Annotated in this window: 14 protein-coding genes; 6 read left to right on the plus strand and 8 right to left on the minus strand. The window is 67.0% G+C overall.

What is annotated here, in order from left to right:
• The first annotated feature begins 8 nt into the window (after positions 1–8).
• Together KXD97_RS03810 and KXD97_RS03815 are read left to right on the plus strand one after the other, a co-directional pair.
• Positions 9–1,553, plus strand: coding sequence for a phospholipase D-like domain-containing protein (locus KXD97_RS03810; protein ID WP_260755533.1), 1,545 nt, complete (start codon positions 9–11; stop codon positions 1,551–1,553).
• A gap of 67 nt (positions 1,554–1,620) precedes the next feature.
• The gene (locus KXD97_RS03815; RefSeq protein ID WP_260755534.1) at positions 1,621–2,733 is read left to right on the plus strand and encodes an NDMA-dependent alcohol dehydrogenase; all 1,113 of its coding nucleotides are present in this window, start codon (positions 1,621–1,623) and stop codon (positions 2,731–2,733) included.
• Positions 2,734–2,799: 66 nt separating this feature from the next.
• On the opposite strand, the gene thpD is transcribed toward KXD97_RS03815, so the two are convergent.
• From thpD to ipdE1, 8 genes are all read right to left on the minus strand, one after another.
• Positions 2,800–3,714 (minus strand): ectoine hydroxylase, encoded by a 915-nt coding sequence (gene thpD, locus KXD97_RS03820; RefSeq protein WP_260755535.1) that lies wholly within the window; start codon positions 3,712–3,714, stop codon positions 2,800–2,802.
• Positions 3,711–4,103, minus strand: a complete 393-nt coding sequence (locus tag KXD97_RS03825; protein ID WP_260755536.1) for an ectoine synthase — start codon at positions 4,101–4,103, stop codon at positions 3,711–3,713. The genes thpD and KXD97_RS03825 overlap by 4 nt, the downstream gene beginning before the upstream one ends.
• Before the next feature lie 40 nt (positions 4,104–4,143).
• Positions 4,144–5,433: a diaminobutyrate--2-oxoglutarate transaminase gene (gene ectB, locus KXD97_RS03830; protein ID WP_260755537.1), complete on the minus strand. Its 1,290-nt coding sequence runs from the start codon at positions 5,431–5,433 to the stop codon at positions 4,144–4,146.
• An 18-nt stretch (positions 5,434–5,451) separates the two neighbouring features.
• Entirely contained in the window at positions 5,452–5,916 is a 465-nt protein-coding gene (gene ectA / locus KXD97_RS03835; protein ID WP_260755538.1) for a diaminobutyrate acetyltransferase, read from the minus strand.
• Positions 5,917–6,340: 424 nt separating this feature from the next.
• A complete protein-coding gene (gene fadA6 / locus KXD97_RS03840) occupies positions 6,341–7,501 on the minus strand; it encodes a steroid 3-ketoacyl-CoA thiolase FadA6 (protein WP_260755539.1) in 1,161 nt (386 codons plus the stop codon).
• Complete coding sequence (gene kstR2 / locus KXD97_RS03845; RefSeq protein WP_260755540.1) at positions 7,494–8,120, minus strand: TetR family transcriptional regulator KstR2; 627 nt, start codon at positions 8,118–8,120, stop codon at positions 7,494–7,496. Before kstR2 ends, fadA6 begins: the two co-directional genes overlap by 8 nt.
• Positions 8,117–8,908 carry a (5R,7aS)-5-hydroxy-7a-methyl-1-oxo-2,3,5,6,7,7a-hexahydro-1H-indene-carboxyl-CoA reductase gene (gene ipdF / locus KXD97_RS03850; protein ID WP_260755541.1) on the minus strand — a complete coding sequence of 264 codons (792 nt, stop codon included), beginning with the start codon at positions 8,906–8,908 and terminating at the stop codon, positions 8,117–8,119. Before ipdF ends, kstR2 begins: the two co-directional genes overlap by 4 nt.
• A 28-nt stretch (positions 8,909–8,936) precedes the next feature.
• Positions 8,937–10,100 carry an acyl-CoA dehydrogenase IpdE1 gene (ipdE1, locus tag KXD97_RS03855; RefSeq protein ID WP_260755542.1) on the minus strand — a complete coding sequence of 388 codons (1,164 nt, stop codon included), beginning with the start codon at positions 10,098–10,100 and terminating at the stop codon, positions 8,937–8,939.
• A 58-nt stretch (positions 10,101–10,158) separates the two neighbouring features.
• Between ipdE1 and fadD3 the strand changes: the two genes are divergently transcribed.
• Genes fadD3 through KXD97_RS03875 form a run of 4 tightly spaced genes read left to right on the plus strand, consistent with a single transcriptional unit; the run spans position 10,159 to position 14,775 of the window.
• Positions 10,159–11,733, plus strand: coding sequence for a 3-((3aS,4S,7aS)-7a-methyl-1,5-dioxo-octahydro-1H-inden-4-yl)propanoate--CoA ligase FadD3 (gene fadD3, locus KXD97_RS03860; protein WP_260755543.1), 1,575 nt, complete (start codon positions 10,159–10,161; stop codon positions 11,731–11,733).
• Position 11,734: 1 nt separating this feature from the next.
• Positions 11,735–12,859: an acyl-CoA dehydrogenase family protein gene (locus KXD97_RS03865; RefSeq protein ID WP_260755544.1), complete on the plus strand. Its 1,125-nt coding sequence runs from the start codon at positions 11,735–11,737 to the stop codon at positions 12,857–12,859.
• A gap of 6 nt (positions 12,860–12,865) precedes the next feature.
• Positions 12,866–13,837, plus strand: coding sequence for an acyl-CoA dehydrogenase family protein (locus KXD97_RS03870; RefSeq protein ID WP_260755545.1), 972 nt, complete (start codon positions 12,866–12,868; stop codon positions 13,835–13,837).
• The gene (locus KXD97_RS03875; protein WP_260755546.1) at positions 13,834–14,775 is read left to right on the plus strand and encodes an acyl-CoA dehydrogenase family protein; all 942 of its coding nucleotides are present in this window, start codon (positions 13,834–13,836) and stop codon (positions 14,773–14,775) included. The genes KXD97_RS03870 and KXD97_RS03875 overlap by 4 nt, the downstream gene beginning before the upstream one ends.
• The last annotated feature ends 42 nt before the right edge of the window (positions 14,776–14,817 follow it).

Consider the following 14,817-nt stretch of genomic DNA (forward strand, 5'->3'; position numbering starts at 1 on the left):
GAGAACGCATGTCGGATCTCGCGGAGTGGTTCCTCACCGAAGAGGAGCGCGGCAACCCTCACTCCCGGCTGCCCGCCTGGTGTGCGGGCAGCCGCGCGGAGCCGCTGATCCACGGCGCGACCTACTTCGACCAGCTGGTCACCGAAGTGGAGGCGTTACGCGCCGGTGACCACCTGTTCTTCACCGACTGGCGCGGTGACCCCGGCCAGAAGATGCGTGACGACGGACCGACAGTCGCCCAGCTCTTCTGCCACGCCGCCGAGCGCGGCGTCGTGGTCAAAGGTCTCGTGTGGCGTTCGCATCTCGACAGATTCGCCTACAGCGAGGAAGAGAACCAGCACCTGGGCGAGGCGATCGAGAAGGCCGGCGGAGAGGTGCTGCTCGACCAGCGGGTCCGCTTCGGCGGTTCCCACCACCAGAAGCTCGTCGTGCTGCGCCATCCGGACGCCCCCGACCGTGACGTCGCCTTCGCCGGAGGAATCGACCTGTGCCATTCCCGGCGCGACGACGCATCTCATCGCGGGGACCCTCAAGCGGTCCGGATGGCGAAAAGCTACGGTGACCACCCGCCGTGGCATGACGTGCAGCTGCGGCTGCAGGGCCCGGTGGTCGGCGCGCTGGATACCGCGTTCCGAGAGCGCTGGACCGACCCCGCCCAGCTGGACATGCTGTCGCCGGTCGCCTGGATCCGCGACAAGCTGCGCGGCGCCGACCTCGAACCCGGTGAACTACCCGAACAACCGCCCGACCCACCGCCCTGCGGGCGGCACACGGTACAGGTGCTGCGCACCTATCCCGACGCGCATTTCGAGTACGATTTCGCCCCTGACGGCGAGCGGAGCATCGCCAGGGGATATAGCAAGGCGGTACGCCGCGCCCGCCGGCTGATCTATCTGGAGGACCAGTATCTGTGGTCGAAGCGGGTGGCTCAGTTGTTCGCCGGTGCCCTCGCCGACAATCCTGACCTGCATCTGGTGGCCGTGGTCCCGCGTCATCCCGATGTCGACGGCAGGCTGGCGCTGCCGCCCAACCTGATCGGCCGTCGCGAGGCGATCGAGGCCTGCAGCCGGGTCAGCCCTGAGCGTGTGCATGTGTTCGACCTCGAAAACCATTGGAGTACACCTGTCTACGTACATGCGAAGGTATGCGTGGTGGACGACGTGTGGGCCAGCGTCGGCAGCGACAACTTCAACCGACGGTCCTGGACCCATGACAGCGAGCTGTCGTGCGCGGTGCTGGACGACGACGGCGTGTTCGCGCGGGATCTGCGGCTGCGGTTGCTGCGTGAGCACCTCGACCGTGCCGAGGACGGTAGCCAGGACGGCGGGCTGGCCGAACCACACACCGCTGTCGCGGAGATCATCGCCTCGGCTGAGGCACTCGAAGACTGGCACAGGGCCGGGCGGCAGGGTCCGCGCCCGGCGGGCCGACTGCGTCCGCACCGGCCCGAGCGGCTGAGCCGGTTGACCCGGCTGTGGGCGGGACCGGCCTACCGGATGTTCTACGACCCGGGCGGGCGGAACTACCGCGACCGCGTCCGGGGCCGGTGGTGATCACACATTTGACACGCGTCCAGCGATTCCGCCGTGCGCTCGATGCGAGCTTCCTAGACTCGGCCGCATGAAGACCAACGCGGCGATTCTGTGGGAGTACGGCGGAGACTGGACGGTGGAGGAAATCGACCTCGATCCGCCGGGTGACGGTGAGGTGCTGGTGTCCTGGGAGGCCACCGGTCTGTGCCATTCCGACGAACACATCCGCACCGGCGATCTGCCCGCCCCGCTGCCCCTGATCGGCGGCCACGAGGGTGCGGGTATCGTCCGCGAGGTCGGTCCGGGCGTCGTCGGTCTCGCGCCGGGCGACCACGTCGTGGCGTCGTTCCTGCCCGCCTGTGGGCGGTGCCGGTTCTGCTCGACCGGCCATCAGAACCTATGCGACCTCGGCGCGATGATCATGGCCGGCACTCAGCTCGACGGCACCTACCGCCGCCACATCCGCGGACAGGACGTCGGCGTGATGGCGCTCGTCGGCACGTTCTCCCAGTACGGGACCGTGCCGGAGGCGTCCATCGTCAAGATCGACGACGACCTGCCGCTGTCGCGGGCGTGCCTGCTCGGCTGCGGCGTCACCACCGGCTGGGGTTCGGCGGTCAACACCGCCGACGTCTCCCCCGGCGACACCGTCGTCGTCATCGGGTTGGGCGGCATCGGCAGCGGCGCGATCCAGGGCGCCCGGCTGGCCGGCGCCGAGAAGATCGTCGTCGTCGAACCGGTGGAATCGAAGCGGGACTTGGCATTCCGGTTCGGTGCCACACACTTCGTGACCTCGATGGAAGAGGCGACCGCGTTGGTCGCCGAGCTCACCCGCGGGGTGATGGCCGACTCGGCGATCCTGACCGTCGGTCTGCTGGAGGGCTCGATGCTCGAGGAGGCTGCCAACATCATCCGCAAGGGCGGGGCCGTGGTGATGACGGCGCTGTCGACGATGGCCGATAATCAGCCGACGCTGGGCATGATGATGTTCACGCTGTTCCAGAAGCGGCTGCTCGGCAGCCTCTACGGCGAGGCCAACCCGCGCGCCGACATCCCGCGGCTGCTGTCGCTGTACCGCGAGGGCAAGTTGCTGCTGGACGAGACCGTCACCCACGAGTACAAGCTGGCCGAGGTCAACGAGGGCTACGAGGACATGCGCTCCGGACGCAACATCCGCGGCGTGATCCTGCACGACCACTGAGCCCGCCGAAATCGCATTCCACGTGCGGATTTCGCGAAAAACGGCGCGTGGAATGCGATTTCGGCGTCAGCCGGCGAGGGCAGGGGTGCTGAATGGGTGGCTCGTGCGAGCCGCCAGATACTCCGGACGCGGGGTTTCGGCCCGGTACGGCGCCACCAGCCGGTTCTGCACAGAGTTGAACACCAGAAAGATGTTCGACCTTGGGTACGGCGTGATGTTCGAACCCGATCCGTGCATGATGTTGCAGTCGAACCACAGCGCGGTTCCCGCGGGCCCGGTGACCTGCTCGATGCCGTGCCGATCGGCGGCTGCGGTCAAGGTGGCGCGGCTCGGTACGCCGATCTCCTGCTTGACCAATGACGACGCGTGATTGTCGCGGGGTGTGGCACCGACGCAGGGGTAGAACACCCGGTGCGACCCGGGCATCACCATCAACGAGCCGTTGTATGGAAAGTTCTGCGTCAGCGCGATCGAGCATGAGACCGCACGCATCTCGGGCATGCCGTCCTCGGCGTGCCAGGTCTCGAAATCGGAGTGCCAGTAGAAGCCGGTGCCGGTGAAGCCGGGCATCATGTTGATGCGCGCCTGATGCAGATAAACGTCGCTACCCAGAAGCTGACGGGCGACGGGAAGCACGGTGTCGAGGGTGACGACCTCGCCGATCAGATCGCTGAACAGGTGCGGCTGGAACACCGACCGGACGCTGCCACCGGGCTCGCGGATGATCCGTGGGTCCTGCCCGTCCGATGTCGCCGCAACGCGGTCGAGTTCTGCGGTCAACGCCGGCAGCCAGGCCGCCTCCACGGTGTCGGACCGCACCAGATAGCCGTTGCGCGCCATGGACTGCAGATCAGATTCGGCGAGCGGGCCGTGGGCCGATGTACCCCAGACCGTCGGCTCCGCGCGCGTGATCGGGTCGATCTGCTCATCGAGCCGGGTGGGGTACCGGTCTGCGCTCTGCGAGGGATGCTCGGAACTCAACTCGCCCGCACCGCCGGGGGGTAGGCGCCGTTCTCGTCGTGGACCTCCTGGCCGGTGACGGGCGGGTTGAACACACATAGCATGCGCATCGTGGTCTCACAGGTGACCCGGTGCCGCTCATGACCGTTGAGCAGATACATGGTGCCGGGCCGCAAGGGATACACCTCGCCGGTCTCATGATCGGTGAGCGTGCCTGTGCCCTCCACGACCCAGACGGCCTCCACATGGTGCTGATAGTGGAACTCGCTCACCGAGTTCGCGTCGATGGTGGTCTCGTGAAAAGAGAACCCGACGCCGTCGTCGGCCAGGATGATCCGCTTGGACCGCCAATGCTTGGCTGCCACATCGCGATTCGTCCCGGTAATCTCGTCAGTGGTGCGGACGATCAACGGTCTGCACGCTCCTTTCTGTAGATGGTTCGGCGGTCGTTCAGGCGACAGTCACCGCGATCGACTCGGCGAGGATGTCGATGCCTGTGTCCAGCTCCTCTTCGGATGTCGTCAGCGGGGGTAGTAGCTTGATCACCTCGTCGGACGGACCGCTGGTCTCCATCAGCAGGCCCCGCTCGAACGCGGCGGCGCACGCCGCACCCGCCAGCGCCGCATCCTCGAACTTCAGCCCCTGGGCCAACCCGCGCCCACGGGCACTGATGCCCGGGTGGCTCGCGGCGATACCGTCGAGCCGCTCTCGAACCCGCTGACCTTTGGCCAGTGTGTCCTCGACGAATGTTTCGGTCTCCCAATAGGTTTCGAGCGCTTTGGCGGCGGTGACGAAAGCCGGGTTGTGGCCCCGGAAGGTCCCGTTGTGCTCACCGGGAGCCCATACGTCGAGTTCGCGGCGGAACAGGGTCAGCGCCATCGGCAGTCCATAACCGCTGATCGACTTCGACAGCGTGACGATATCGGGGACGATACCGGCCTCTTCGAAGCTGAAGAACGGACCTGTCCGCCCGCACCCCATCTGGACATCGTCGACGATGAGCAGGATCTCACGACGCTGACACAACTCGGCCAGCCCGCGCAGCCACTCCACCCGCGCCACGTTGAGACCGCCTTCGCCCTGCACGGTTTCGACGATGACGGCAGCCGGTCGATTCAGGCCGCTGCCGGAGTCGTCGAGCACACGCTCGAACCAATGGAAATCCTCCGTGACCCCGCCGAAGTAGTTGTCGTACGGCATCGGCGTCGCATGGACCAGTGGGATTCCGGCACCGGCGCGCTTCATCGAGTTGCCGGTGACCGACAAAGCCCCGAGCGTCATTCCGTGAAATGCGTTGGTGAAACTGATGATCGACTCGCGGCCGGTCACCTTGCGGGCGAGTTTGAGCGCTGCCTCGACCGTGTTCGCCCCGGTCGGTCCCGGGAACTGCACTTTGTAGTCGAGTCCGCGCGGCCGCAGGATCAGCCGCTCGAACGTCTCGAGGAAGCGGGTCTTGGCTTCGGTCGCCATGTCCAGCGAGTGCACGATCATGTCGCTGGACAGGTAATCGAGCAGCGGCTCCTTGAGGATCGGATTGTTGTGTCCGTAGTTCAAAGCCCCTGCGCCGGCGAAGAAATCAAGATAGCGGCAACCAGAGGTGTCGGTCACCCACGATCCCTGGGCGGTAGCCATGGTGGCCGGCCAGCCGCGGCAGTAGCTGCGAACCTCCGATTCGACGGAGCTGTACACCGCTGGGAGATCGGGTTCTTCGGGACGGACGATGGTGGCTGGAGTTGACATGTGTCCTTTCGGTGGTGGTCAGTCGACCAGGGGTGTCGCGAGCGGACCGATTCGCAGAAGTGGCTCGTCCTCGTGGTTTCCGCCGGAATCGAGTTGAGCAGAGGTGAAGTGGGGTTGTTCGACGATACGGACGCCGTGCCGCCTGGCGAATGCGCCGAAGAAGGCCCGCGAGGCCGCGTTGTCCGGTGACACGGTGGCCTCGACGGTGACCGGATGACCGTGGCGGTCACGCCGCACCCTGTCGACCAAGGTGTCCAGCATGACGCCGGCCAGTCCGGTACCGCGCGCGGAAGCGGCGACGGCGACCTGCCAGACGAATAGGACGTCGGGCCGGGCTGGGGGGAAGTAGGCGGTGATCAAACCGCAGAGATCGCCGTCCCGGTCCGCCACTATCGTGGTGTCGGCAAAGTCCGTGGCCATCAGCAGATAGGTGTACGTCGAGTTCACATCGAGCACGCCGGTGTCGGCAACAAGACCGTGCATCGCGATCGCGTCCCGATCAGACGGTCGCCGAAGAAAGCGGGCCCATGAATTGCTGCGTACCACAGCGCTTTTCGCAGCGGTTGTCCACGTGCGCGGCGCAAGGTCTGCGCCAGGCGGCACAGGTATGTTCACTTTTGAGATCACCACCGAACAGAGTTTTCGTGCGTCATCAGTTACGTCATCGGTGCTCCGACCGTATTCCGGCAAAGGTTTGACGCGCAAGCCTCCGATGGCCGCCCAGATACGGAATCCCATTCCCGCTGCGGCGCGCTGACGGCGGCGTTTCCGCCCATCAGCAGCTCACAGCGCCTTCTCAGCTGTGATCAAATCGTTACCTTGGCTCCGGCGCGGTGATCCATCTCACAAGACAGCGCGAGACGAACGAGCACGCCTTTACCGGCGTGGCGCCACGGTTACCTGATCTTCAGAGTCGTTCGATGATCGTGACGTTCGCGGTGCCGCCGCCCTCACACATCGTCTGCAGGCCGTAGCGCCCGCCGGTGCGCTCCAGCGTGTTCAGCATCGTGGCGAAAAGCTTTGCGCCCGTGGCGCCGAGCGGATGGCCGAGGGCGATCGCGCCACCGTTCGGGTTGACCTTATCCGGGTCGGCCTTGGTCTCCTTAAGCCAGGCCTGTACGACCGGCGCGAACGCCTCGTTGATCTCGACGGTGTCGATGTCGTCGATCGACAGCCCGGTCTTGTCGAGCGCGTAGCGGGTGGCCGGGATAGGGCCGGTGAGCATGAACACGGGATCGGCGCCGCGGGCGCTGATGTGGTGGATGCGCGCGCGAGGTTTGAGGCCGTGCTCCTTGACCGCCTTCTCAGAGGCGAGCAGTACGGCGCTGGCGCCGTCGGAGATCTGGCTCGCCATCGCCGCGGTCAGCCGTCCCCCGTCGACGAGGGTCTTCAGGCCCGCCATCTTCTCCAGCGAGGTGTCACGCGGGCCCTCGTCGATCGCGAAGCTGCCGCCGTCCACGTCGACCGGGATGATCTCGTTCTCGAAGTGGCCCGCCCGGATCGCGGCCTGCGCGCGCTGGTGGCTGGTCAGTGCGAACTGCTCCATGTCCTCACGGGAGATGTCCCACTTCTCGGCGATCATCTCGGCGCCGCGGAACTGCGAGATCTCCTGGTCCCCGTAACGGTGCAGCCAGCTCTTGGATTCGTTTGTCGGAGAAGTGAATCCGAACTGCTCGCCGACGATCATCGCGGAGCTGATCGGGATCTGGCTCATGTTCTGCATTCCGCCGGCGACGATCAGATCAGCGGTGCCCGACAGGATCGCCTGTGCACCGAACGAGATCGCCTGCTGGCTGGAACCACATTGGCGGTCGACGGTCACACCGGGCACTTCTTCCGGGTAGCCGGCGGCGAGCCAGGACAGCCGCGCGATGTTGCCGGCCTGCGGGCCGATTGCGTCGACGCAGCCGGCGACGACGTCGTCAACGGCGGCCGGGTCGACGTCGTTGCGCGCGAACAGGCCGCGCCATCCCGCCGCACCGAGATCGACCGGATGCATGCCGGCCAGCGACCCGTTGCGCTTGCCGATCGCGGTGCGTACAGCGTCGATGACATACGCCTCAGCCATTGCTGCTCTCCTTGCTTGTTGGCCCGGCGGTTATCCCGCCGAGAACGATCGAAAGGTACTGCTGGCCCACCTCTTGCGCGGTCAACGGTCCGCCGGGCTGGTACCAGCGGACCGACACCCAGGTGGTATCGCGGATGAACCGGTACACCAGGTCGACGTCGACGTCAGGCCGGAAATAACCCTCGGCGATACCCTGGGTGAGCACGTCGACCCACATTTTGCGCTGCTCTTTGTTGCGTTCCTCGACATAGCTGAACCGCTCGTGTGAGGACAACCGTTTCGCCTCGTCTTGATAGATCACCACCTCGGCATGCCGGGTCGCGATGGCCTCGAACGACGCCATGAACAAGCCCTTGAGACGCTCCAGGGGGTTGGACTCGGTTTCGATGATCTGCTGATAGCGCGCGAACAGCCAGTCCAGGAAGCCGCGCAGCACCTCGTCGACCATCTCCTCCTTGGACGAGAAGTGGTGGTAGAGGCTGCCCGACAGGATCCCGGCCGAGTCGGCAATGTCACGCACGGTGGTGGCGCGCAGGCCGCGCTCGGCGAACATCGTCGCGGCGAGCGCGAGCAGCTCGTCGCGACGGGTATTGGCCTGCGGGGCCTGTTCACCGCTCATGCGCGCTGGCTCGACACCGAGATCACCTCGCCGGTCAGGTAACTGGAGTAGTCACTCGCCAGGAACGCGATGGTGGCCGCGACCTCCCACGGCTCGGCGGCGCGGCCGAACGCCTCACCCTCGGCGAGCCGGTCCAGCAGCTCGGAACTGCTGGTCTTCTCCAGGAACTTGTGCCGGGCGATGCTGGGCGACACCGCGTTGATGCGCACCCCGTAGTCGACGGCCTCGATTGCACTGCAACGAGTCAGGGCCATCACACCGGCCTTTGCCGCGGCGTAGTGGGACTGGGAATGCTGTGCGCGCCAACCCAGCACGCTGGCATTGTTGACGATCACGCCGCCGTGCGGTGCGTCGCGGAAGTAGCGCAACGCGGCGCGCGTCGCACGCATCACCGACGTCAGCGTCACGTTGAGCACACGGTCCCATTCATCGTCGGTCATGTCGATGACCGGGGTCTGGCCACCCAGACCGGCGTTGTTGACCAGAACGTCGAGCCGGCCGGCCTTTTCCACCGTGGAGCTGATCAGCGCGTCGACGGCTTCGGTGGAGGTGACGTCGCAGACCACCGAGTCGACCTTGCCCAGCCCGAGCGCGGCGAGTTCGTCACGCGTCTGCCCCAGCCGGCGTTCGTGATAGTCGGACACGACCACGTCGGCGCCTTCGAGCAGTGCGCGCCGAGCCGTCGTCGACCCGATGCCGGTGCCTGCCGCGGCGGTCACCAACACGACCTTGCCCTTGAGCAGGCCGTGGCCCTCGATCTCGGGGGGCGCGACAGAAAGATCGGTCACAGTTTTCTCCTCCTCGCGCAAGCGCTCGTCAGGCACCTTTGGGTTCCCTGGGCAGTCCGAGCACCCGCTCGGCGATGATGTTGCGCTGAATCTCGTTGGATCCGCCGTAGATGGTGTCCGAGCGGGAGAACAGGTACAGCCGCTGCCATTCGCTGAACTCGCCGTCGGGCAGCGTCAGCCCGGCCACCCCCTGGACGTCCATCGCGATCTCGCCGAGCTCGCGATGCCAGTTCGCCCACAACAGTTTCGACACTGAGTCTTTTCCGGCGGCCGATGCCGCCCCTTCGACATCCATGGTCGCCAGCGCGTACGAGCGCATCGCCTTCAGACCCGCCCACGACCGGGTCAGCCGCTCCCGGATCAGTGGGTCGTCAGCCGCGCCGGTGCGCTTGGCCAACTCGACGAGGTTGGAATGCTCACGCGCATAACGGATCTGCTGACCGAGTGTGGACACACCGCGCTCGAACGTCAGTGTCCCCATGGCCACCCTCCACCCGTCGCCGGGCTCCCCCACCACGAGGTCGGCGTCGGTGCGGGCGTCGTCGAAGAACACCTCGTTGAACTCGGAGTCGCCGGTGAGCTGGATGATCGGGCGGATCTCGACGCCGGGCTGGTCCAGCGGAACCAGCAGATAGGACAGGCCGGCGTGCCGCTTGGAGCCCTTCTCGGTGCGGGCCACCACGAAGCACCACTGAGCCCAGTGCGCGAGCGACGTCCAGACCTTCTGTCCATTGATGACCCACTGATCGCCGTCGAGTGCCGCGGTGGTGGACACGTTGGCCAGGTCGCTGCCGGCGCCCGGCTCGGAGTAACCCTGCGACCACAGTTCGGTGACGTCGAGAATCTTCGGCAGGAATCGCTTCTGTTGTTCGGGGGTGCCGTACGCGATCAGTGTCGGGCCGAGCAACTCCTCGCCGAGGTGGTTGACCTTGTCGGGGGCGTTGGCCTTGGCGTACTCCTCGTAGAACGCGACGCGGTGCGCCACCGACAGACCACGGCCGCCGTGCTCTTCAGGCCACCCCAGACAGGTCAGCCCCGCGGCGGCCAGATGACGGTTCCACGCCAGCCGCTCCTTGAAGGCCTCGTGCTCGCGGCCGGGGCCGCCCAGACCCTTCAGCGCGGCGTAGTCACCGACCAGATTCTCGGCGAGCCAGTCGCGGACCTCAGCCCTGAACTCCTGGACCTCTATCACCCCTGTAGGGTAGCCTACCAAGCACTTGCTTGGGTAGCCGATCCCTAGAGGAGCATCGATGACGACCGCCGGTGGGCAGGAGCGCAGCGACCGGGAAAGGGACCGGCGGCGGACCACTCCCGCGGCTCTCGATCGGATCGCGCGCGAGCTTCCCGACCACGACGCGGTGGTGGCGGGCGGCCCTCAGGCCAGGACGCTGACATTCTCCGAACTGCGCGCCGAGGTCCGCCGGGCCGCCGCGGCGATGATCGATCTGGGCATCAAACCGGGCGACCGGGTGGCGATCTGGTCGCCGAACACCTGGCACTGGGTGGTCGCGTGCCTGGCCATTCACCACGCCGGCGGCGTCCTGGTCCCGCTCAACACCCGCTACACCGCCACAGAGGCCGAAGACATCCTGTCGCGCACCGGTGCGCCGTTGCTGTTCGCCTCCGGGGAGTTCCTCGGCGCGGACAAGGCCGGTTCGGTAGACCGTGACGCGGTGCCCGCGCTGCGCCACGTGGTGCGGATCCCGATCGAGAAGGACGACGGGTCCTGGCATGAGTTCATGGGTCGGGGGACCGACATGGATGCGGTCGACGAGCGCGTCGCGGCGGTCGCCGACGACGACGTCTCCGACATCCTGTTCACCTCGGGCACCACCGGCCGCAGCAAGGGTGTGCGCTGCGCACACCGGCAGTCGCTCGACGCGTCGGCGGCGTGGGCGGCGTGCGGTGAGGTGTCCAGCTCCGACCGCTACCTGTGCATCAACCCGTTCTTCCACAACTTCGGTTACAAGGCCGGCATCCTGGCCTGCCTCCAGACCGGCGCCACCCTGTTCCCGGAGCTGACATTCGACCCCGAGAACACGATGCGTGCCGTGGAGCAGCACGGCATCACCGTGCTGCCCGGTCCGCCGACGATCTACCAGACGCTGCTTGACCACCCGAAGCGTGCCGAATACGACCTCAGCTCACTGAGATTCGCGGTGACGGGGGCCGCGACCATCCCCGTCGTGTTGATCGAGCGGATGCAGAACGAACTCGACATCGACATTGTGCTCACCGCGTACGGGCTGACCGAGGCGGCGGGTTTCGGGACGATGTGCCGCGCCGACGACGACGCGGTGACCGTCGCGACGACCTCGGGGCGCCCGATCGCGGATTTCGAACTGCGCATCGGGAATCAGGGCGAGGTCTTGCTGCGCGGACCCAACGTGATGCTGGGTTACCTCGACGACCCGGAAGCGACCGCGGTGGCGATCGACGCCGAGGGGTGGCTGCACACCGGCGACGTCGGAGAGCTCGACGACGCAGGCAACCTGAAGATCACCGACCGGCTCAAGGACATGTACATCTGCGGCGGCTTCAACGTCTACCCCGCCGAGATCGAGCAGGTGCTCGCGCGCCTGGACGGGGTCGCCGAGGCTGCGGTGATCGGGGTACCCGACGAGCGCCTCGGCGAGGTCGGAAAGGCGTTCGTGGTCCTCAGGCCCGGCGTCACCCTGGATGAGAAGACCGTCATCGCCTACACGCGGGAGCATCTCGCGAACTTCAAGACCCCGCGAAGCGTCGAATTCCTCGACGCGCTTCCACGCAACCCGGGCGGCAAGGTGGTCAAGCCACTGCTGCGCGAACACAGTGAGAGGGCCTGAGTTGGACCTGACCTTCGACGACGCCACGTCCGAATTCCAGGCCGAGGTGCGCGAGTTCCTGGCCGCGAACCGGGATGCGTTCCCGACCAAGTCGTACGACACCGCCCAGGGGTTCGAGCAGCACCGCCGCTGGGACAAGGCGCTTTTCGACGCCGGCCTGTCGGTGATCACCTGGCCGGCCAAGTACGGCGGACGGGATGCATCGCTGCTGCAGTGGATCGTCTACGAGGAGGAGTACTTCCGCGCCGGTGCGCCGGGCAGGGCCAGCGCCAACGGCACCTCGATGTTGGCGCCCACACTGTTCGCACACGGCACCGAGGAACAGCTGGACCGCATCCTGCCGAAAATGGCCAGCGGCGAGGAGATCTGGGCGCAGGCGTGGTCGGAGCCGGAATCCGGCAGCGACCTGGCCTCGCTGCGTTCGACAGCGACCAGGACCGACGGCGGCTGGCTGCTCAACGGGCAGAAGATCTGGAGTTCACGCGCAGTGTTCGGTGAGCGGGCCTTCGGCCTGTTCCGTTCCGACCCGCAGGCCCAGCGTCACAAGGGTTTGACCTATTTCATGTTCGACCTGAAGGCCGACGGCGTCACGGTCCGCCCGATCGCACAGCTGGGCGGCGACACCGGGTTCGGAGAGATTTTCCTCGACGAGGTCTTCGTTCCCGACCGGGATGTGATCGGCGGGGTGCACGACGGCTGGCGTGCCGCGATGAGCACGTCCAGCAACGAGCGCGGCATGTCGCTGCGCAGTCCGGCCCGCTTCCTGGCCCCTGCGGAACGCCTTGTCGCACAGTGGAAAGACAACCCCGACCCGGCGTTCACCGATCGGGTGGCCGATGCGTGGATCAAGGCGCAGGCCTACCGCCTGCACACTTTCGGCACCGTCACCCGGGTCAGTAACGGCGGTGAGCTGGGCGCAGAGTCGTCGATCACCAAGGTGTTCTGGTCCGAGCTCGACGTCACGCTGCACCAGACCGCGCTGGACCTGCGCGGGGCGGACGGTGAGCTCGTGGATTCGGTGACCGAGGGTCTGCTCTTCGCCCTCGGCGGACCGATCTACGCCGGCACCAACGAGATCCAGCGCAACATCATCGCCGAGCGGCTCCTGGGCCTGCCCCGAAAGTAGACGAACGTGAATTTTGAGATCGACGAACAGCAGCGCGATTTCGCCGCGAGCATCGACGCCGCGCTGGGCGCTGCCGATGTGCCCGCCGCGGTGCGGGCCTGGGGTGACGGCGATACCACACCCGGTCGCAAGGTATGGACCCAACTCGGCGAGCTGGGTGTGACCGCGCTGATGGTGCCCGAGAGATTCGACGGCATCGATGCCCATCCGGTGGACCTCGTGGTGGCACTGGAGCGTCTCGGCCGGTGGAACGTGCCGGGACCAGTCGCCGAGTCGATCGCGGTGGCTCCGGCGCTCCTCGCCGGCCACGAGGACTGGGCCGAGCGCAGCTCCGCGTTGGCCGCCGGCGAGCTGATCGCCACCGTCGCCGCGCCGCCTCTGGTCCCCCGGGCCGTGAACGCCGACAGCGCGGGGCTCGTTCTGCTGGCCGAGGACGGCTCGGTCAGCGACGCGTCGGTGGGCGCCGAACACGCGTCGGTGGACCCGAGCCGGAAGCTGTTCGATGTCAGCGCGTCCGGTGAGGCGAAAGCCGCCGACGTGTCCCGCGCATTCGAGCTCGGCGCGCTCGCGACCTCGGCTCTGTTGGTGGGGGCGGCACAGGCGATGCTGGACGCGTCGGTGGCGTACGCCAAGCAACGCAGCCAGTTCGGCACGGTGATCGGCACCTATCAGGCCATCAAGCACAAGCTGGCCGACGTACTGATCGCCGTCGAGCTGGCCCGGCCGCTGGTGTACGGCGCGGCACTGTCACTCGCCGACGGATCGGCAGACACCGCGCGCGACGTGAGCGCTGCCAAGGTGGCGGCCGCGGACGCCGCCCTGCTGTCGGCGCGGTCGTCGTTGCAGACCCACGGGGCAATCGGTTTCACCCAGGAGCACGATCTGTCGCTGCTGCTGCTGCGGGTTCAGGCACTGCGTCCGGCGTGGGGCGACCCGACATGGCACCGGCAGCGAGTCTTGGAGGCACTGACCAAATGAGCGAAGAACGTGACCTGCTGCGCGACACCGTCGCCGCGCTCGTCGGCAAGCATGCCTCGCCGGAGGCGGTCCGCAACGCCGCCGCGTCCGAGCGGGGCTACGACGAGTCGCTGTGGAGGATGCTCTGCGAACAGGTTGGAGCCGCCGCGCTGGTGGTTCCCGAGGAGCTCGGCGGCGCCGGAGGCGAATTGGGCGATGCCGCAGCAGTTCTCGAAGAGCTGGGGAAGGGTCTGGTGCCGACGCCGCTGCTCGGCACCACGCTCGCGGAACTGGCGCTGCTCTCGGTCGACGAGCCGGACGCCGATCTCCTGGAGGGGCTTGCCGAGGGGTCGGCGATCGGGACGGTCGTCTTCGACCCCGGGTATGTGATCAACGGTAACGTCGCCGATGTCGTGATCGCAGCCGACGGCCAGACGCTGACCCGTTGGACGTCGTTCACCGCCACGCCCGCGGTGGCCATGGACATCACGCGGCCGCTGGCCTCCGTCGAGGCCGGCGACACGGCACCGCTGGGTGCCGATCCCGGGCTGGCCGACACGGCGGCCATCCTGCTGGCCGCCGAACAGGTCGGCGCCGCGACCCGCTGTCTTGAGCTCACCGTGCAGTACACCAAGGACCGCGTGCAGTTCGGCAGGCCGATCGGCAGTTTCCAGGCGCTCAAGCATCGGATGGCCGACCTCTTCGTGGCCGTGCAGTCGGCCAAGGCCGTGGTCGACGAAGCGGTGTCCGAGCCGACCCCGGCCGCGGCTACGTTGGCGCGGCTGGCGGCGAGCGAGGCGTTCTGCAAGGTCGCGGCCGAGGCCGTCCAGATGCACGGCGGCATCGCGATCACCTGGGAGAGCGACATCCAGCTGTATTTCAAACGCGCGCACGGCAGTGCCGCGCTGCTGGGACCGCCGAGGGAGCAGCTCCACCGGCTCGAAGCCGAGGTGTTCTAGCCTGGCGAGGTGACTCCTTCGCTGCGATCGGGTATCCCGCCC

The sequence above is a fragment of the Mycobacterium sp. SMC-8 genome (assembly GCF_025263565.1).
In the GTDB taxonomy this organism is placed as follows: Bacteria; Actinomycetota; Actinomycetes; order Mycobacteriales; family Mycobacteriaceae; genus Mycobacterium.